The organism is Glycomyces terrestris (genome assembly GCF_003933745.1).
Lineage (GTDB): Bacteria > Actinomycetota > Actinomycetes > Mycobacteriales > Micromonosporaceae > Glycomyces > Glycomyces terrestris.
This window is the reverse complement of record NZ_RSEB01000001.1, coordinates 938,415-955,775: the sequence shown is the minus strand read 5'-3', so window position 1 is coordinate 955,775 and position 17,361 is coordinate 938,415. Positions and strand designations below refer to the sequence as shown.

Here is a 17,361-nt window from a genome sequence, read left to right as displayed (position 1 = left end):
GCCGCCGCGCGGGCGGCCGGGCCCCCGAGCGGATCCGGCCGCGTCCCTTTCGCCCGATCCGCCCCGAGTGGGCGGCGACGATCCGGATGCCCTGCGTCGCTTCGGGTGACGGGCCGCGCCGTTACCCGATCGTTATGCGACCCTTCTTCGCCTCGCAGCGTGTCTCCTTTGGTACGGTGCCGAGACCGGTCAGCGCTCAACCCCCTGGCCGACGACACCCCCGATCCCCCCAAACCCAACAGTCATCTACTTAGGAGAGACATGAACCGTACCCTCAAGCGGGTGCTCGGACTGGCCGGCAGCGCCGTCCTGGGCCTCGCCGGAGCGGTCACCTTCGCCTCCGCAGCCCAGGCCCACCACGTCGAGATCGAGGGCATCACCGAGTGCACCCCGGACGGCGGCTGGACCGTCGTCTGGCAGGTCACCGACTGGAACTCCCAGGGCGACGTGGTCGGCGAGATCGAGACCGTCACGGTCGACGGCGAGTTCAACGAGGGCACCGAGATCGTGCCGGGCGCCGTGCTCCCGCACCCGTCCACGGGCGACTACCTCGAAGGCAGCCAGAACTTCGGCGCCGACGTCACCGGCGCGTCGATCACCATCGACGCGGTGTGGGACAACGGCAACACCAACACCAGCTCCGCCTACGTGCCCGCCCCCGAGGGCGGCTGCGAGGCCGAGGAGCCCCGCCCCGAGGGCTACGTCGACGTCTGGACCGACTGCTTCGGCATCAACGTCTACGCCTGGAACGAGAGTGAAGAGGCCCTGGCCGAGTTCACCATTGAGACCAGCGACGGCTTCTCCGAGACCGTGACCCCGGCCGTCGGCGACGACTACTACAACTACTTCGAGGTCACCGACCCCGACGCGGGCCTCGCGGTCACCATCCTGATCGACGGCGAGCTGTACGACACCTTCGAGTGGGACGACAACCCGATGTGCCACTACGCGTCGGTCGAGTCCGACTGCGAGAACGGCCTGACGTTCACCCTCACCGTCCCCGCCGACGGCGATGAGACCACGTTCTACTTCTGGGAGAGCCTGACCGAGACCGAGCAGGAAGTCGTCGTGGCGCCGGGCGAGACCGGCACCGTGAACTTCCCGCCGGCCGCCGAGGAGTTCTGGGTCTACTACGAGATCTACAACGACAAGGACTTCATCTCGGGCGAGACCCCGTGGTACCCCTGCGACGTCGAGACCCCGAGCGAGTCCCCCTCGCCGAAGCCCGAGCTCCCCAAGACCGGCAGCTCGCTGACCATCATGATCTCCTCGGCCGCCGCGCTCATCGCGGCCGCCGGCGTGATCTTCTTCCTGATGCGCCGCCGCCGCGCCGCGCAGGACTGGTAGTCGAACCCCCTGAGGGTTACGGACTCCTGTAGAGCTGAATAGGCCGAGGGGCCGCCGGGCGAGAGCCGGGCGGCCCCTCGGTCGTCTCTCAGGAGACCCCGGCGAGGCGCAGCAGCGCGGTGGTGGCCGCGGCGGCGACCACGACGACCGCGAGCGGCGCCCTGCGCCAGGCGAGGACGCCGCCGACGAGGACCCCGGCGGGGAGCGCCCAGCCGGCCCAGTCGCCTTCGACGACGACGGCCGAGGTGGCGACGAGCGCGAGGAGGACGACGGTCGCGCCGGCCTTGAGGACCGCCTCGGCGTGCGCCGAGAGGCTGATGCGCTCGCGCAGCAGCGGCCCGGAGAGCCGGATCAGGAACGTGCCGGCCGCGAGGACGAGGATCGCGATGAGCATCATCATGCGGCGGCCTCCGTCCCCTTGGCGCCCTTCCACATCACCACGAGGCCGACGAGCGCGAGCAGGACCGGAACCCCGGCGGGCAGGACGAAGCTCGCGGCGAGGGCCACGGCGGTGCCGAGGAGTCCGGCCGCGAGGGTCCGCCGGTCCTTCAGGCTCGGCATGACCAGGGCGAGGAGGATCGCGGGGAGGGCCGCGTCGAGGCCGAGGACGGCCGGGTCGGCGACGAGCTGCCCGGCGAACGCGCCGAGGACGGTGCCGGCGTTCCACACCGCGAACAGGCTGACGGCGACGGTCCAGTACGTGTGCCTGGCCTTGCGCGGGTCGTCGCCGGCGGCGAGGGCGAACGCGGTCGACTGGTCGGTGAGCAGGTGCGTGCCGAGGATCTTGGCGCGCAGGCTGGTCCAGTAGACGCCGCCGACGGCCATGCCGTACGGGATGTGCCGCAGGTTGAGGATGAGCCCGGCCGCGACCCCGGCGGCGAGGCCGCCCCCGGCGGTCATGATCCCCATGGTCGCGAACTGCGAGGCGCCCGCGAACACGAAGAGGGACATGGCCGCCGACTGCCACCACGGGACGCCCTGCGAGGAGGCGATGGCGCCGAAGGAGAGGCCGACGATGAAGATCCCGGCCGCGAGCGCGGCGATGTCGCGCAGCAGCGGCCGGTCGAGGTGTCTGGCGAAGGCGTGAGGCACCGCACGAGTATGACTCGGGGCCCGCGGCCTGAACAAACGTTCGAGGGCGCGGCCGGAGACCGGCCGCGCCCTCGGGGGCACCGGAGGACTAGACCTCGTAGTAGAGGTCGAACTCGTGCGGGGTCGGGCGGAGGCGGACCGGGTCGATCTCGTTCTCGCGCTTGTACTGGATCCAGGTCTCGATCAGGTCGGGGGTGAACACGCCGCCCTCGGTGAGGAAGTCGTGGTCGGCCTCGAGGTTGTTCAGGACCTCGTCGAGCGAGCCGGGGACCTGCTGGATGTCGCCGTACTCCTCCGGGCCGAGCTCGTACAGGTCCTTGTCGACCGGCGCCGGCGGCTCGATCTTGTTCTTGATACCGTCGAGGCCCGCCATGAGCATGGCGGAGAACGCCAGGTACGGGTTGCTCGACGGGTCCGGCACGCGGAACTCGACGCGCTTGGCCTTGGCGTTGGAGCCGGTGACCGGGATGCGGGTGCAGGCGGAGCGGTTGCGCTGCGAGTACACCAGGTTGACCGGGGCCTCGAAGCCCGGCACGAGGCGGCGGTAGGAGTTCACGGACGGGTTGGTGAACGCCAGCAGGCTCGGGGCGTGCTTGAGCAGGCCGCCGATGTAGTAGCGGGCGGTGTCCGAGAGGCCCGCGTAGCCGGTCTCGTCGTAGAACAGCGGGTCGCCGTTCGCCCACAGCGACTGGTGGGTGTGCATGCCCGAGCCGTTGTCGCCGAACAGGGGCTTGGGCATGAACGTCACGGTCTTGCCGGCCTGGGTGGCGGTGTTCTTGATGATGTACTTGAACTTCTGGACGTCGTCGCCGGCGTGCAGCAGGGTCGAGAACCGGTAGTTGATCTCGGCCTGGCCCGCGGTGCCGACCTCGTGGTGCGCGCGCTCGATCGTCAGGCCCGCCTCGATGAGCTTGGTGACCATGGTGTCGCGCAGGTCCGCGAACTGGTCGACCGGGCCGACGGGGAAGTACCCGCCCTTGTGGCGCGGCTTGTAGCCGAGGTTCCCGCCCTCTTCCTCGCGGCCGGTGTTCCACGCGCCCTCGACCGAGTCGATGTGGTAGAACGCCTGGTTCGCGGTCTGGTCGAAGCGGATCGAGTCGAAGATGTAGAACTCGGCCTCGGGCCCGAAGTACGCGGTGTCGGCGATGCCGGAGCCGGCGAGGTACTGCTCGGCCTTCTTCGCGATGTTGCGCGGGTCGCGGCTGTAGGCCTCGCGGGTGAAGGGGTCGTGGATGAAGAAGTTCAGGGCGAGGGTCTTCTGCTCGCGGAAGGGGTCGATGAACGCGGTCGCCACGTCCGGCAGGAGCAGCATGTCCGACTCGTGGATCTGCTGGAAGCCGCGGATCGACGAGCCGTCGAAGGCGAGGCCCTCCTCGAGGAGGTCGTTGTCGAAGGACTCGGCCGGGATGTTGAAGTGCTGCATGACGCCGGGCAGGTCGCAGAAGCGGACGTCGATGAACTTCACGTCGTTGTCGCGGACGTAGCCGAGGAGCTCTTCAGGGCTGGAGAACACGAAGGTATTCCTCTCGGTAGGTGAGTTGCCGGGAGGACCACGGCGCGGCCCCGCCCAGCGGGTCCCGGCTCGTCGAACGACCGAACCGGTGGGCCGACCTCGCTGTCGACGCCTAAGCTTATTAGCCGAAACGCTAACCGCGATCAATTGCCTCACCGTAAATCAATTGTTTCGCGCGTGTTACTTGCAAGATGCGTGCCTGTTCACAACCGCTCGAAACCACAGCTCAGGACGGTGCGATCCACGCGTCTCGGGACCGAGCCGTAGACTCGCGGCATGACGAGCGAACGCGGTGCGAAGACCCCCGAAACCACCGGCACCGGGCAGGACCTGGCGACCGTCAGCGCGCGGTTCGTCGCGCTGGTGATCGACTGGACGGCGACCGTCCTCCTCGCCTACGGCCTCAACTGGGCCGGGCTGCTCAGCGACGACCCGTTCGTGTTCAACCTCGAGATCGCCCTGCTGTTCCTGGTCTACTACACCTGCTGCATGGGCCTGCGCACCCAGAGCCTCGGCATGGCGCTCATGAAGATCGCCTGCGTCTCGACGGCCGACGGCGGCCGCCTCGGCTTCGCCCGCGCCTTCGTGCGGGCCCTCCTGCTCTCCCTGCTCCTGCCCGCGCTCACCGCGTTCGTCCACCCCTACAGCCGCGGCCTCCACGACCTCGCCGCCGGCTCGGTCGTGCTCAAGGCCCCCGCCGAGTAGCGTCAGGTCCGCTGCATCCACCGGACCAGCAGCGGCGACGGCACCGCGTACGCGCCCTCGCGCCGCACCCGGTCGACCACCTCCCGGTCCGACGAGACCACCACGACCGGCCGGCCCTCGGGCTCGACCCGCGCCAGCTCGACCACGACGTCGTCGGCGATCTGCCCCTTCGCGCTGAACAGCACCCGCACGCCCCGCGCCGACGGCTTCGCGCCGAAGATCGCGTCCGCGCCGTCGAACACCACGGTGATCTCCGCGCTCGTCTGCGCCGCGACCGCGCCCAGGCCGTGCACGAGCCGGTTGCGCTGCTGCTCCAGCGTGAGCGTCTCGCCCCACGCCGAGATCGTCACGTTGTAGCCGTCCACGATCAGGTGCGGGTTCGGCAGCGACAGCAGGTGGTCCAGGCGCTGCGGATCGGTCTGCTCCAGGCCCCGCGAGCCCTCGAACGGCCGCTCCTCGGGGTCGTCGCAGTACTCCTCGGCGATGTAGTCCGCCGGCCGGTCGTCCACCGGCTCCAGCCCCAGCTCCCGGCGCAGGCCTGCGGCCGCGCCCGAGAGCGTCTCCATCAGCAGCCACAGCCGCGCCGACGCGAGCCGCTCGTGCTCCCGGTCGGCCTTGCGCACCCGGTCCAGCTGGTCCCGCAGTGAGTCCACTTCGGACTCCAGGCGGCGGCGCTCGGAGCGCCGCTCCGCGTCGGCCTGCTTGAGCCGGCCCTTCTCCGCGGCCAGGTCGCCGGCCGTCTTCGCCGCCCGCTCCTCGGCCTCCCTGAGCTCCCGGCGGGCCCGCCGCAGCTCCTCCTGGAGCACCGCGGCCGCCGCGCGCTGGTCGGCGAGCGCCCCGCGCAGCTTCCCGTTCTCCTTCTCCAAGGCCGCCAAGCGCTTCCGGGCCTCCTCGTCCGGCCCGGCCGCGGCCGGCGGCGGCTCCGGCGACTCCGGGATCGCGTCGACGGCGGCCGCGATCAGCTCCCGCCAGCCGTCCGGGCGCAGCAGGTACGTGAGCGCCGCGACCTCCACCGGGTCGGCCATCGGCGAGACCGCCCCGCCGGACGCGATCGACGCGATGAGCGGCGAGTCGGTCGACGCGAGCACCTCCGACAGGCCCGCCCGGAACGCCCCGTCCCCGTCGAGCGCCGCCGCGAGCTCGCCCTTCGCGAGCTTCGCCCGCTTCGCCGGACTGAACTTGAGGAAGCGCCGCAGCCGGGCCGGGACCCGCGCCGGCGCCAGCCCCGGCATCGCCGCCGCCGCGATCTCGACGGCCCTGCGCCGCACCGGTTCGGTCAGGAACACCATCGCGCCGGACTCGGCGCGTTCGGAGGGGTCCCCCTCGCCCGCGCCCTCGTCGCCGGCCGCCGCGGAGGCCGGGGCCTCCCGCGGTCCGGCGCCGGGCCCGGCGCCGCTGGTCTCGTCGCCGCTGCTCATGTGCACCAGTGTGCCACCGCCGTCACAGCCCGGGACCGGCGACCGCGGTACTTCACGCCGACGTCATCAGGGATGGCCGCACCGCTTGCGCCGGCATGGCAGACTGGTTCGATTGCGAAGGGGGTCAATATGAGCCGCACCCTGCTGGTGACCAACGACTTCCCGCCCCGCCGGGGCGGCATCCAGACGTTCGTGCACGGCATGGCGATGCGGCTGCCCGCCGACGACCTCGTCGTCTACACCTCCACCTCGCCCGGCTGGGCCGAGTTCGACGCCGCCCAGCCCTTCGAGGTCATCCGCGACCGCACCTCGATGCTCCTGCCCACGCCCCGCGTCGCCCGCGCCGTCACCGCCCTCGCCCGCGAGCGCGGCTGCGACCGCGTCTGGTTCGGCGCCGCCGCCCCCCTCGGCCTCCTCGCCTCAGTCCTCAAGCGCGACACCGGCATCGAACGCGCCATCGCCCTCACCCACGGCCACGAGGTCGGCTGGGCCGCGATGCCCGGCACCCGCGGCCTCCTGCGCCGCATCGCCGCCTCCCACGACGTCATGACCTACCTCGGCGACTACACCTACCGCCGCCTCGCCCCCGTCGCCGGACCCCACACCCGCCTCGAGAAGCTCACCTTCGGCATCGACGCCGACACCTTCCACCCCGGCGTCGACGGCACCGCCGTGCGCGAGCGCCACGGCCTCGGCGACCGCCCCGTCATCGTGTGCGTCTCGCGCCTGGTGCCCCGCAAGGGCCAGGACATGCTCATCGCCGCCCTCCCGCAGATCCGCGCCAGGACCGGCCAGGACGTGCGCCTCCTCATCGTCGGCGAGGGCCCCTACGAGTCGCGGCTGCGCGCCGCCGCCCGCCGCCGCGGCGTCGCCGGCCAGGTCGTCTTCACCGGCGGCGTCGCCGAGCACGACCTCGCCGCCCACTTCGCGGCCGGCGACGTCTTCGCCATGCCCTGCCGCACCCGCCGCCGCGGACTCGACGTCGAGGGCCTCGGCGCCGTCTTCCTCGAAGCCGCCGCCTGCGGGCTGCCCGTCATCGCCGGGAACTCCGGCGGCGCCCCCGACACCGTCCTCGACGGCCGGTCCGGCTGGGTCGTCGACGGCCGCGACCTCGACGACATCACCGCCCGGATCACCCAGGTCCTCACCGACCCCGCGCTCGCGCGCAGGTTCGGGGAGGCCAGCCGCGACTGGGCCGTCGGCGAATGGACCTGGGAGCGCCAGGCCGAACGCCTCGAGTGCATGCTCTACGGCGAGACCGTCTAGAACTTCGGCTGGTCGGGGGCTTCCAGCAGGCCCAGCTTCAGGGCCGTCATGAGCGCCTGGGCCCGGTTGCCGGCCCCGAGCTTCTCGTACAGCTTCGAGATGTGCGTCTTCGCGGTGGACTCGGACACGTACAGCTGCTTGGCGATCCCGGCGACCGACAGGCCGTCGGCGAGGAGCTTGAGCACCTGCGACTCGCGGGGGGACAGCTGCGGGCCGGTCGGGGTGAGGCGCCGCTGCATCGCCTCCGCCAGGTCCGCCGCGCTGAACGCGGTCGGGTTCGCGGCCGCGTGCCGCGCCGCCGAGACGACGTCGTTCGCCGGGGCCGACTTCGGCACGAACGCCGAGGCGCCCGCGTCGAGCGCCCCGAACAGCTGGTCGTCGCCGGCGTACATCGTCAGGACCACGATCCCCATGTTCGGGTGCGCCTTGCGGAGCTTCCGCGTCGCGTCCAGGCCCGACCCGTCCGGCAGGCGCAGGTCCATGATCACCACGGACGGCATGAGCGACGCGGCCTGCCGGAGGGCGTCGGCGGCGGTGTCGGCCTCGCCCACCACCTCGAACTCGGGGTCGCGGTCGAAGGCATGCCGGAGGCCCTTGCGGATCAGATCGTGGTCGTCGACGATCAGCACCGTCGTCTGACCGGTCGTCTCCAGCGCGTCAGCGTTCATGCGTGTCTCTCCTCATTGGCTGCCGCGGCCACCACCGCGGTCAGGCCGTCGGGCCGGCTGTTCAGTTCTGGCGCGGTCGGCGGCCGCCCAGGCCGCCGAGCCGGGGCGGGGCGCCTCGGCCCTCGGGGTGGGCCTCGCCCCCGCGTTGAGCACCACCGCCACGGTCGTCCCGTGCGGCTGGTGCGGTCGGATCTCCAGCGAACCGCGGATGCGCTCGGCCCGCTCGCTCATGATCGCCAGGCCGTAGCGCCCCTCGGACGCCTCGCCGGAGAGCCCCTGTCCGTCGTCGGTCACCTCGATGCGGGTGTAAGGCGGGTCGACCTCACACGTCACCCACAGGTTCTCGGCCCTGGCGTGCTTGCGGGCGTTCGTGATCGCCTCCTGGGCGATCCGCAGCAGCTCGGCCTCGGTGCTCGCGGGCAGCCGCGCCCCGCCTTCGTCGAGGGACAGGTGAACCCGCAGTCCGGCGGAGGCGCCCACAGTACGAGCATAGTCCGCGATCGCGGAGGCGAGGCCCCCCTGGCGGTCGACGTTCGAGCGCAGCTCGAACAGCGAGAACCGCAGCTCGGTGACGAGGCGCGTCACCTCCGAGCGCAGGTCCTCCAGCTCGCCCTTGGCCTCCCCGGCCTCGGGCGGGAGGATCGCCATCGCGTTGTCGATCCCGTAGCCGAGCATCGCCAGCTCCTGGGCGATGCCGTCGTGGATCTCGCGGGCGAGGCGCTGGCGCTCCTCGGTGGTGGCCATGGACCTGACGTCCTCGAACAGCAGCGCGGTCTCCAGGCGCAGGGCCGCGCCCTTGGTGCGCTCCTCGGCGGCGGTGATGGCCTCGGGGCCGAACGCGGCGGGGTCGTCGGACTCGATGGCGACGAGGCCGACGGTGCGGCCCTCGGCGACCAGCGGGATGACCAGGGACGCGACGGGCCCCTGGGTGGAGCGCGAGAGCGGGACCTGCCCGGCCTGGGGCTTCTGCCCGGCCCAGGCGTCGGCGAGGAGCGAGTTCAGCTGCGGGGAGGTCTCCCAGTCGACGCGCTCCTCGGCGTGCTCGGCGAGGACGACGAGGCGCCGCCCGGAGGCCGCAGAGAGGACGGCGGCGCGCTCGACGCCGGGGATGCGCGAGGCGGTGTCCACGATCTCGGTCGCGATCCCGCCGGGGTCCAGGGTGGACCCGGGCAGCTGCCTGGCGACGACGCGCAGCTGCGTGAGCAGGGCCGCGGCCTCGGCGTACGGCAGCTGCGAGTGGTGCATGTCGGAGGTGCGGGAGCGGCGCAGCCACCAGGCGCCGACGGCGGAGGCGAGGCCGAACGCGAGGGCGACGGCCGCGGTGGAGACGTAGGTGCCGCGGTTGAAGTCGGCGACGCGGGGGGCCTGGGCGATGAGCCCGACCGCGGCGAGTGCGACGAGCGCGGGCGGCCCCCAGGTGCGCAGGCGCGACCAGCGGTCGCCCTCCTCGGCGGGGGCGGCGGCGTCGAACGCGGCGGTCGCGAAGGGGGCGATCAGGTACGGGAGCATCCAGGCGGGGAGGCCGCCGGTGGCGAGGGTGCCGAGGACGACGACGGCGACCTCGGCGAGCCGTCCGGCGGGCGCGAGGAGCCGGTGCCGGGGGAGGACCACGCCGGGGAGCGCGGCCAGGGCGAGGATGCCGCACCAGGTCGCGGCCTCGGCGAGGCCCACGGAGGCCCAGCCGAAGACCGCGACGAGTGCGAACAGGGCCCCTCGCAGCGCGACGGCGGGCAGTCGCCACTGGCGCTCCAGCGCCGCCTCCTCGCCCATGGGCCCCTGTCTCTCAGCTCTTGTCGTCGACGCGCGCCTGGTCGTAGAGCGCGTTCACCTCGCTTGAGTATTTTTCCATGACGACGTGACGTTTGACCTTGACTGACGGAGTGATTTCTCCGGCGTCCTCGCTCAGTTCGACCGGAATGACCCGGAATCGCTTGATCTGCTCCGCGCGGGAGACGGTCGCGTTCGCCTCGTCCACCTTCTCCTGGAGCTCGGCGAGGAGCTCGGGGTCCTCGACGAGGTCGGCGATCGGCGTCGCCGGGTCCTTGCCGTGGCGGCTGAGCCAGTCGGGGAGGATGTCGCCGTCGATGGAGATCAGGCACCCGATGTACGGGCGGGCCTCGCCCACGACCAGCGCGTACGCGATGAGCGGGTGGGCGTCGAGGATCTTCTCCAGCGGCCCGGGGGCGACGTTCTTGCCGCCGGCGGTGACGATGATGTCCTTCTTGCGGCCAGTGATCGTCACGTACCCGTCGTCGTCGATCTCGGCGATGTCGCCGGTCTTGAACCAGCCGTCGGCGTCGAGGACCTCGGCGGTGGCCGCGTCGTTGTTCCAGTAGCCGGGGAACACCTGCGGGCCCTTGGCCTCGAGCTCGCCGTCGTCGGCGACGCGCAGGGCCGTGCCCGGGATGGGCCGGCCGATCGAGCCGACCTTGAGCGCGGTCTCCATGTTCAGCGAGAGCACCGGCGAGGTCTCGGTGAGGCCGTAGCCCTCGAAGATGGTGATGCCGACGCCGCGGAAGAAGTGGCCCAGCTCGGGGCCGAGCGCGGCGCCGCCGGAGACCGCCGAGTTGCACTCCCCGCCGACGGCGGCGCGGATCTTCTTGTACACCAGCACGTCCCACAGCTTGTGCCGCAGCTTCAGGCCCAGGCCGGGCCCGCCGGGCTTGTCGAGGGCGCGGCTGTACTCCTTCGCGGTCGCCGCGGCCTTCTCGAACAGGTGGCCCTTGCCGCCGTCGACGGCCTTCTGGTACGCCCCGGCGTACACCTTCTCGAACACGCGGGGGATCGCCAGCAGCGTCGTCGGCTTGACGACCGGCATGACGGCGGTGAGCCGGGTGCGGTCGGCGTGCGCGATCGTGGTGCGCGACTCCATGCCGGCGATCTGGAGGATCCGGGCCAGCACGTGCGCGAGCGAGAGGAACAGCAGCATGCGGGCGCCCTCGTAGAGGACGCCGGGCACCTCGGGGACGATGTTGCGGATGTCGTTGAGCAGGTTCCCGTGCGTCAGCATGCAGCCCTTGGGCCGCCCGGTGGTGCCCGAGGTGTAGACGATCGTCGCGAGGTCGGCGGTGGTGCGGGAGGCGCGGCGCTCCTCGATGTCCACATCGGCGTCCGCGCCGAGCGCGTTCAGGGCCTCCACGCCGCCGGCGTCGATGGTCCACACGTGCTTGACCTCGGTGCCCAGGCCCTCGATCATCTCGGCCATCTCGGCGGTCTCGGCGATCACCGCGGTCGTGCCCGAGTCCTCCAGGATCCACCTGGCCTGGTCGGCCGAGGACGTCTCGTAGATCGTCACCGTCACCGCCCCGGCGGCCCAGATGGCGTAGTCCAGCAGGGTCCACTCGTAGCGGGTCGCGGACATGATGGCCACCCGGTCGCCGGGCTGCACGCCCGCCGCCGCCAGGCCCTTGGCCGCGGCCACCACCTGGTCCCGGAACTGCACCGAGGTGACGTCCTGCCAGGTCGCCCCGTCGTCGTACGAGCGCATGTACAGCACGGCGGAGGGGTGGTTCTCGGCCGCGTCCCACAGCGCGGTGAGGGTGTTGTCTTCGTCGGGCACTGTCACCACTGGGGGGACGGCGAACTCGCGCATTATGGCTCCGTTCAACGCGCCGTGGTTACGGCGTTGTAAGAAAGGCGGTCGACACGTGTGATGGGCACAACTTACCGGTGAGTTAACTCCGTTGGCAAGTCAGGTTGAATTCCGATGCTAGAGCACTGAGAACGAGATCGAAAGTCACTGCGGTGATACCTTCGCCAAGGGGGATGGAACAGCCGATTTCCTCGGGAATTAATCGTGGCGTAAAGTCTGTCGGTGGCCCGCAGCGTCGCGTGGCAGCCAACGCCTCAATTCCGGGAACCGCTGGAGGGACAGCTGTGAGTCTGACTATCGGAGTCGACATCGGGGGCACGAAAGTCGGCGGCGGACTCGTCGACGAGAACGGCAACGTCCTCGCCACGGCGCGACGCCCCACTCCCGCGGACGACCAGGCCGGCGTCATCCAGGCGGTCAAGGAGGTCGTCGACGAGCTGCGCGCCGGCCACGAGATCGAAGCGGTCGGCATCGGCGCGGCCGGCTGGATCTCCTCGGACCGCTCCACCGTCATGCTGGCCCCGAACGTCTCCTGGAAGAACGAGCCCCTCCGCGACAAGGTCACCGCCGTCATCGACCTCCCGGTCGTCGTCGAGAACGACGCGAACGTCGCCATCTGGGGCGAGCACCGCTTCGGCGCCGCCAAGGCCCACCGCTCCTCCGTGCTCTACACGATCGGCACCGGCGTCGGCGGCGGCATCGTCGTCAAGGACAACCTCCTGCGCGGCACCCACGGCGTGGCCGCCGAGATCGGCCACATCCGCTCCGTCATGCCCGGCGGCCGCGAATGCGGCTGCGGTCGCACCGGCTGCCTGGAGCAGTACGCCTCCGGCCGGGCCCTGACCCGCGCCGCCCGCGACGGGGCCGCCGAGACCCCCGCCAAGGCCGCGGTCCTCCTCAAGCTCGCCGGCGGCGACCCCGAGGCCATCACCGGCCGCCAGGTCACCGAGGCCGCCCGCGACGGCGACGAGGTCGCCCTCGCCGCGTTCGACTCCATCGGCTACTACCTCGGCAACTCCGCCGCCGACATGGTCAACCTCATCGACCCCGGCGTCATCCTCATCGCCGGCGGCGTCGTCGACGCCGGCGACCTCCTCCTCGACCCCATCCGCAAGCACTACCAGGAGGCGCTCGCGAACCGGGCCCAGGTCCCGGTCGCCGAGGTCCGCGCCGCCGAGCTCGGCTCCAAGGCCGGCGTCATCGGCGCGGCCGACCTCGCCCGCCACCGCGACATCGTGCCGTAGGAACCTCGTGCCCTAAGGCCCCCGAACCCCCGGCGAACAGCCCCGAATCAGACGGAAGCGGCAGGGCCGGAGCGCGCGCTCCGGCCCTGCCGCTCCGTTTCAGCACACGTTCACCGACGCGTTCCCGCTGATCGTCCAGTTCGTGTTCTCGCCGCACGGCGACTCGCGGACCGACGTGTTGTTCACGGTCATGATCATCCAGATGTCCCGGTTGTTCGGGAACTCCGAGCGGGCCGCCAGGCGCACCTCGCCGCCGCCGTTGACCGTGCCGCCCCGGATCGAGACGTTGTAGCAGTTCTCGATGAGGACCGAGTTGTTGCCGTTGCTCGCCAGGTCGACGTTCTTGATGACGACGCCCCCGGACTGCGAGACGCAGAAGATCCCGCGCCCGCCGCCGCGGGAGATCACGTTGTCCACCCAGATGTTGGTGCTGTACGAGCCGTTCGCGAGCCGGCCGTTCGTGTTGGCCATGCGGAAGGTCGCGTAGCCGGTGCCGGTGGCGACGTTGTTGCCGTCGACGGTGCCCACCCAGCCGTTGCGCGAGTTCTGGATCAGCAGGCCCGACTGGCCGACGTTGCGGGCGGTCACGCGCGTGATGTTGAAGCCGTCGATGTTCCACGTCTCGACCGCGTGCGAGCTCGCGCCGGAGACGTAGATGTCGTTCATCGTGACGTTGTAGTTCCAGGCGGCGTCGCGGTCGAAGCGGATGCCGAGGCCGCCGCTGAGGGTGAGGTCGATGTCGCCGAGCTTGAGGCCGTTCGTGCCCGAGAACCGCAGCCCGAAGTAGGGGTTCCCGGCCATCTTCAGGTACGCGATGTTGACGTTCGTGGTGTTGATCGCCTCGATCGCGCCGCGGCCGGAGCGGTTGGCGACGGTGATGGTGCCGCAGCCCTCGAAGGTCTTGCCGCTCTGGATGGTGATGGTGCTGGCGCCGATGCTGCCGGAGGCCATGACGGCGACGCGCTGGCCGCTGGAGATGGTGTCGACGCCGGCCTGGACGGCCGCGCGGTAGTCGGAGCCGGAGTAGACGGTGGTGCCGCCCTCGCGGGTGACGTAGGCGCCGGGGGACCCGGTGACGGTGGCGTGGGGGGTGCCGGCGCCGCAGCCCTGGGCCATGGCGGCCTCGGGGGCGGCCACGGCGCCGAGCGCGCCGGTGAGGAACACGGCGGCCGCGGCGAGCGCGAGGTGCAGCCTCCGTTTGGGATTGCCGGTGAGGGACATCGTTGTGCTCCTTGAGATTCCCGTCGATTCGAACGTTTCAATCCAGATATTGAAATGAATCGATTTAATGGGATCATAGCGGGCGCACCGCGATTTGGAAAGCGTTACCCACCCGAAAATCGCCACGAACGGGTGACATTCCGGCCGGGGCCGGGCGTTTCTGTCGCACCCCTCGGCAATGCTGGCCGCTACGGTCCCCTCGAACGGGTGGGTGGGGGCTGGGGACGGTAGACGGCCTTCAGCCCCCGCGCGCGAGCGGAGCAGCGGCGCGCCAAGGTAGCAGCGGATGCCGACCCTCCGGCCCCCGCGCGCGCGAGCGGGCGAAGCCGCGGCCGTCCGGCCGCGGCCGGGCCGCCGCTAGTCGCGCTTGTAGCCGACGACGAGCTCGCCCGCGAGCTGCTCGCAGAACAGGCCGATGTCGGTGATGACGCCGATCGCCTGGGCCGAGCCGCGGTCGGCGAGCTTGGTGACCGTGGCCGGGTTGATGTCGACGCTCACCAGCGGCACCTTCGCGGGCAGGATGTTCCCGGTCGCGATGGAGTGGAGCATGGTCGCGACCATGATCGCGAACCCGACGCCGGGCAGGGCCGCGCGCATGGCGCGCTGGCCCTCGATGACGTCGGTGTACACGTCGGGCAGCGGACCGTCGTCGCGCACGGAGCCGACGAGCACGAACTCCTTGCCGTTCTTGACCATCGCGTGCATGATGCCGCCCTTGAGGACGCCCTGCTCGACGGCCGCGGCGATGGAGCCGCAGGTGCGGATCTTGTTGATCGCCCGGATGTGGTGCTCGTGGCCGTGCGGCACGCCGTGCCCCTTGTCGAGGTCGACGCCGAGGGAGGTGCCGAACAGGTTCGACTCGATGTCGTGGGCGGCGAGGGCGTTCCCGGCGAAGATGACGTCGGCGTAGCCCTCGTTGATGAGCGCCTCCAGGGCCTTCCCTGCTCCGGTGTGGACGATCGCGGGCCCGCCGACCCAGAGGATCTTCTCGCCGCGGGCCTTGACCTCGCGCATGTGCTGGGCGATCTGGCGGACCTGGAGCGCCTGCGGCCGCTCGGAGGAGACGCCGCCGCTCATGAACTCGAAGTTCGACGCCTCGGGGCTCCTGCGGGCGGGCTCGGGCAGGGGGAGGACCTTGACGCCCTCGCCGCCGCAGACGACGAGCTGGCCCTCCTTGACGTCCGACACCGGGAGCGTCCAGGCGCGCGAGCGGTCCTCGGAGACGATGATGCCGCAGTCCATCTCGGAGTTCTCGACGTCCATCCAGCCGCCGTTGAGGCGGATCTGGGTGTCGAAGTTCGTGGTCGAGTAGAAGTCCTCGGGGAAGACGCCGTCGCGCGGGGCCGGCTTGACGGTGGCGATGCCGGGTTCGAGCGGGTTCGCGCCGTGGGTCTGGAGGCGCATGACGATGCGCTCGAGCAGCTCCGGCGTCTCGGCGGAGACGGTCAGCTGCGCGTACGACTCGTCGGTGTGGTGCCGTCCGACGTCGAAGCGGTCGATCGAATAGGCCCCCGAGTACTCCAGCACGTCGTCCATGACGCGGGCGAAGACGCCCTGGTCGATGAGGTGTCCGCGCAGCTCGACGGTCATTGCGTGTTCCACGTTGGTGCTCCTGTCGCGTCCCGGCGCCGCGGTCCGGCACGGGCGGCGCCGGATCGAGCCTAGCCCCCGGCCGGCCGCGGGGGCGGGGGCACTCCGCCGTCCGGGGGATCGGCGGGGGAGGTCAGGGGGCCGCGGGCTGGGGCGGCGGGGCGGCGGCGGCCTTCGCGGCCTCGATCTCCTCGGCCGTGGGCCAGACACGGGTCAGGAGCGCGTGGATGCCGAAGCCGATGACGCCCCAGGCGCCCACGACGTACGGCACGGGCACCCCGAGCTCGGCGACGAGGCCCACGCCCGCGATGGCCGCGCCCTGGCTGAGCTGGAGCCCGGCGTTGACCGCGGCGACGACGCGCCCGCGCCAGCCCTCGGGGATGCACTGCGCGAGCACGGCGTTCATCGGCGCCATGGTCATCGTCGCGAGCCCGGCGCCGAACGCGAGGACGAGGACGCCCGGCAGCGGCGGGTCCAGGAGCGCGGCCGTCAGCGCCAGCGGCGCGAGGAACGCGAGGGGCCGGATCAGCTTGTCGCGCAGCGAGGGCCGCAGGAGCCGCGCGAACAGGAGGGTGCCGACGACGGTGCCGAGGGCGTCGATCGCCATGATGACGCCCTGCGTGGCCGAGCCGCGGTCGAGGTGCACCGCCCACAGCACCGCGACCCCCTCGGGGACCGCGGTGAGCGCGAACAGGCCCCAGATCCCGAACGACACGGTCCGCAGGACCTTGTTGTCCCACACCATCCTCATGCCGTCCGCGGTCTCGGCGAGGACGTGGCGGCGCTCCTCGCGCCGGTTCACCGTGGGCCGGTACCGGACCAGGCCGAGCACGGCGACCGCGCTGACCGCGAACAGGGCCGCGTTCACCGCGAGCGCCGTGTACGGGTCGATCGAGGACAGGAGGCCGCCGGCGAGGAACCCGACGATCTGGGCGATCGCGGCGGTGGTGAAGGTGAGCGCGATGGCGGTCGAGAGCCGGTCGCCGGTGAGGATCTGCGCCAGCGTCGCGGTGCGCGCGGCGTTGTACGCGGGCTGGACGGCGGCGACGGCGAAGACGACGGCCATCATCGCGGGCACCGGCATGCCGGGCACGAGGAGCAGCGCGATGAGGCCGGCGCGCAGGACGTCGCACGCGACCATGACGTTCCGGTACGCGTAGCGGTCCACGACCGCGCCGAGGACCTGGGCGAGGCCGAGATAGGGGGCGTAGCTGATCGCGAAGGAGGCGACGGCGAGCGCGGAGGAGCCCGTGTTCGCCCACACCAGCGCGGTGACGGCGACCCGGTTGAGCATGGAGCCGGCGTTGGAGAGGCAGAACGCCCCCAGGTAGGCGGCCGCCTCGCGGTCGCCGAAGACGTCGGAGAACCGCGGGCGGCGGTCGGCCTCCGACTGGTCGCCGACGGGCTCGGCGGCCTTGGGGTTCTCGTCAGACACGGGGCCTTCCCTGCCATTCCACGATCCGTCCGCCCGCGGCGGCGACGGTGCTCGGTGCGGTGTGCGGGACGGGGCGGTGCCCGCGCTCCGCAGGCGTCACCGGGGGCTCGGTGCCTGAAGGGGCGGTAAGTGACAATCCTCCGCGATTGCCGCAAGTGTCACCAGTCTGCCGCTGACGCTGGAGGTTGTCAAGCATTCCAGTGTGTTCAAAGTGCCAAAACCCGGACGGACGTGGAGCGTCCGGTCCGATAGCGTGAAACCGCGCCTCAG

14 protein-coding genes are annotated in these 17,361 nt (G+C 71.5%); 4 read left to right on the top strand and 10 right to left on the bottom strand.

The genetic code is table 11. The features are described from left to right. The first annotated feature begins 261 nt into the window (after positions 1-261). Entirely contained in the window at positions 262-1,347 is a 1,086-nt protein-coding gene (locus EIW28_RS04565) for an LPXTG cell wall anchor domain-containing protein (RefSeq protein ID WP_125246488.1), read from the top strand. A gap of 88 nt (positions 1,348-1,435) precedes the next feature. On the opposite strand, the gene EIW28_RS04560 is transcribed toward EIW28_RS04565, so the two are convergent. From EIW28_RS04560 to glnA, 3 genes are all read right to left on the bottom strand, one after another. After that, positions 1,436-1,744 (bottom strand): AzlD domain-containing protein, encoded by a 309-nt coding sequence (locus tag EIW28_RS04560; protein ID WP_187350577.1) that lies wholly within the window; start codon positions 1,742-1,744, stop codon positions 1,436-1,438. Beyond that, complete coding sequence (locus tag EIW28_RS04555; protein ID WP_125246486.1) at positions 1,744-2,439, bottom strand: AzlC family ABC transporter permease; 696 nt, start codon at positions 2,437-2,439, stop codon at positions 1,744-1,746. Before EIW28_RS04555 ends, EIW28_RS04560 begins: the two co-directional genes overlap by 1 nt. Positions 2,440-2,527: 88 nt before the next feature. After that, positions 2,528-3,952 (bottom strand): type I glutamate--ammonia ligase, encoded by a 1,425-nt coding sequence (glnA, locus tag EIW28_RS04550; protein WP_125246485.1) that lies wholly within the window; start codon positions 3,950-3,952, stop codon positions 2,528-2,530. A 276-nt stretch (positions 3,953-4,228) separates the two neighbouring features. Here glnA and EIW28_RS04545 point away from each other — a divergent pair, with 276 nt between their 5' ends. Then, entirely contained in the window at positions 4,229-4,657 is a 429-nt protein-coding gene (locus tag EIW28_RS04545; protein ID WP_125246484.1) for an RDD family protein, read from the top strand. Between the two features lie 2 nt (positions 4,658-4,659). Here EIW28_RS04545 and EIW28_RS04540 read toward each other — a convergent pair whose 3' ends face one another. After that, positions 4,660-6,075 (bottom strand): NYN domain-containing protein, encoded by a 1,416-nt coding sequence (locus EIW28_RS04540; protein ID WP_125246483.1) that lies wholly within the window; start codon positions 6,073-6,075, stop codon positions 4,660-4,662. 129 nt (positions 6,076-6,204) lie between these two features. On the opposite strand from EIW28_RS04540, the gene EIW28_RS04535 reads away from it, so the two are divergent. Next, positions 6,205-7,341 carry a glycosyltransferase family 4 protein gene (locus EIW28_RS04535; protein WP_125246482.1) on the top strand — a complete coding sequence of 379 codons (1,137 nt, stop codon included), beginning with the start codon at positions 6,205-6,207 and terminating at the stop codon, positions 7,339-7,341. On the opposite strand, the gene EIW28_RS04530 is transcribed toward EIW28_RS04535, so the two are convergent. Genes EIW28_RS04530 through EIW28_RS04520 form a run of 3 tightly spaced genes read right to left on the bottom strand, consistent with a single transcriptional unit; the run spans position 7,338 to position 11,601 of the window. Continuing rightward, positions 7,338-8,009: a response regulator transcription factor gene (locus EIW28_RS04530; RefSeq protein ID WP_091043822.1), complete on the bottom strand. Its 672-nt coding sequence runs from the start codon at positions 8,007-8,009 to the stop codon at positions 7,338-7,340. The genes EIW28_RS04535 and EIW28_RS04530 overlap by 4 nt on opposite strands. A 12-nt stretch (positions 8,010-8,021) precedes the next feature. Then, positions 8,022-9,779: a GAF domain-containing sensor histidine kinase gene (locus EIW28_RS04525; protein ID WP_125246481.1), complete on the bottom strand. Its 1,758-nt coding sequence runs from the start codon at positions 9,777-9,779 to the stop codon at positions 8,022-8,024. 13 nt (positions 9,780-9,792) lie between these two features. Beyond that, positions 9,793-11,601, bottom strand: coding sequence for an AMP-dependent synthetase/ligase (locus EIW28_RS04520; protein WP_125246480.1), 1,809 nt, complete (start codon positions 11,599-11,601; stop codon positions 9,793-9,795). Between the two features lie 284 nt (positions 11,602-11,885). On the opposite strand from EIW28_RS04520, the gene EIW28_RS04515 reads away from it, so the two are divergent. Further along, a complete protein-coding gene (locus EIW28_RS04515) occupies positions 11,886-12,845 on the top strand; it encodes an ROK family glucokinase (protein WP_125246479.1) in 960 nt (319 codons plus the stop codon). Positions 12,846-12,944: 99 nt separating this feature from the next. Here the strand turns inward: EIW28_RS04515 and EIW28_RS04510 are convergent, their stop codons facing one another. The 3 genes from EIW28_RS04510 to EIW28_RS04500 all read right to left on the bottom strand — a co-directional run bounded on the left by EIW28_RS04510 (position 12,945) and on the right by EIW28_RS04500 (position 17,091). Continuing rightward, positions 12,945-14,066 (bottom strand): right-handed parallel beta-helix repeat-containing protein, encoded by a 1,122-nt coding sequence (locus tag EIW28_RS04510; RefSeq protein WP_125246478.1) that lies wholly within the window; start codon positions 14,064-14,066, stop codon positions 12,945-12,947. Between the two features lie 357 nt (positions 14,067-14,423). Further along, positions 14,424-15,668 (bottom strand): ornithine cyclodeaminase, nickel-pincer nucleotide-dependent, encoded by a 1,245-nt coding sequence (locus EIW28_RS04505; protein ID WP_197717059.1) that lies wholly within the window; start codon positions 15,666-15,668, stop codon positions 14,424-14,426. A gap of 121 nt (positions 15,669-15,789) precedes the next feature. Beyond that, complete coding sequence (locus EIW28_RS04500) at positions 15,790-17,091, bottom strand: MFS transporter (protein WP_125246477.1); 1,302 nt, start codon at positions 17,089-17,091, stop codon at positions 15,790-15,792. Positions 17,092-17,361 lie beyond the last annotated feature (270 nt).

Bases quoted from the DNA above. Each gene is read 5' to 3' on its own strand.
- EIW28_RS04525 (WP_125246481.1), bottom strand. From the start codon at position 9,779: ATGGGCGAGGAGGCGGCGCTGGAGCGCCAGTGGCGACTGCCCGCCGTC.
- EIW28_RS04535 (WP_125246482.1), top strand. From the start codon at position 6,205: ATGAGCCGCACCCTGCTGGTGACCAACGACTTCCCGCCCCGCCGGGGC.
- EIW28_RS04520 (WP_125246480.1), bottom strand. From the start codon at position 11,601: ATGCGCGAGTTCGCCGTCCCCCCAGTGGTGACAGTGCCCGACGAAGAC.
- EIW28_RS04540 (WP_125246483.1), bottom strand. From the start codon at position 6,075: ATGAGCAGCGGCGACGAGACCAGCGGCGCCGGGCCCGGCGCCGGACCG.
- EIW28_RS04530 (WP_091043822.1), bottom strand. From the start codon at position 8,009: ATGAACGCTGACGCGCTGGAGACGACCGGTCAGACGACGGTGCTGATC.
- EIW28_RS04545 (WP_125246484.1), top strand. From the start codon at position 4,229: ATGACGAGCGAACGCGGTGCGAAGACCCCCGAAACCACCGGCACCGGG.
- EIW28_RS04565 (WP_125246488.1), top strand. From the start codon at position 262: ATGAACCGTACCCTCAAGCGGGTGCTCGGACTGGCCGGCAGCGCCGTC.
- EIW28_RS04510 (WP_125246478.1), bottom strand. From the start codon at position 14,066: ATGTCCCTCACCGGCAATCCCAAACGGAGGCTGCACCTCGCGCTCGCC.
- EIW28_RS04560 (WP_187350577.1), bottom strand. From the start codon at position 1,744: ATGATGCTCATCGCGATCCTCGTCCTCGCGGCCGGCACGTTCCTGATC.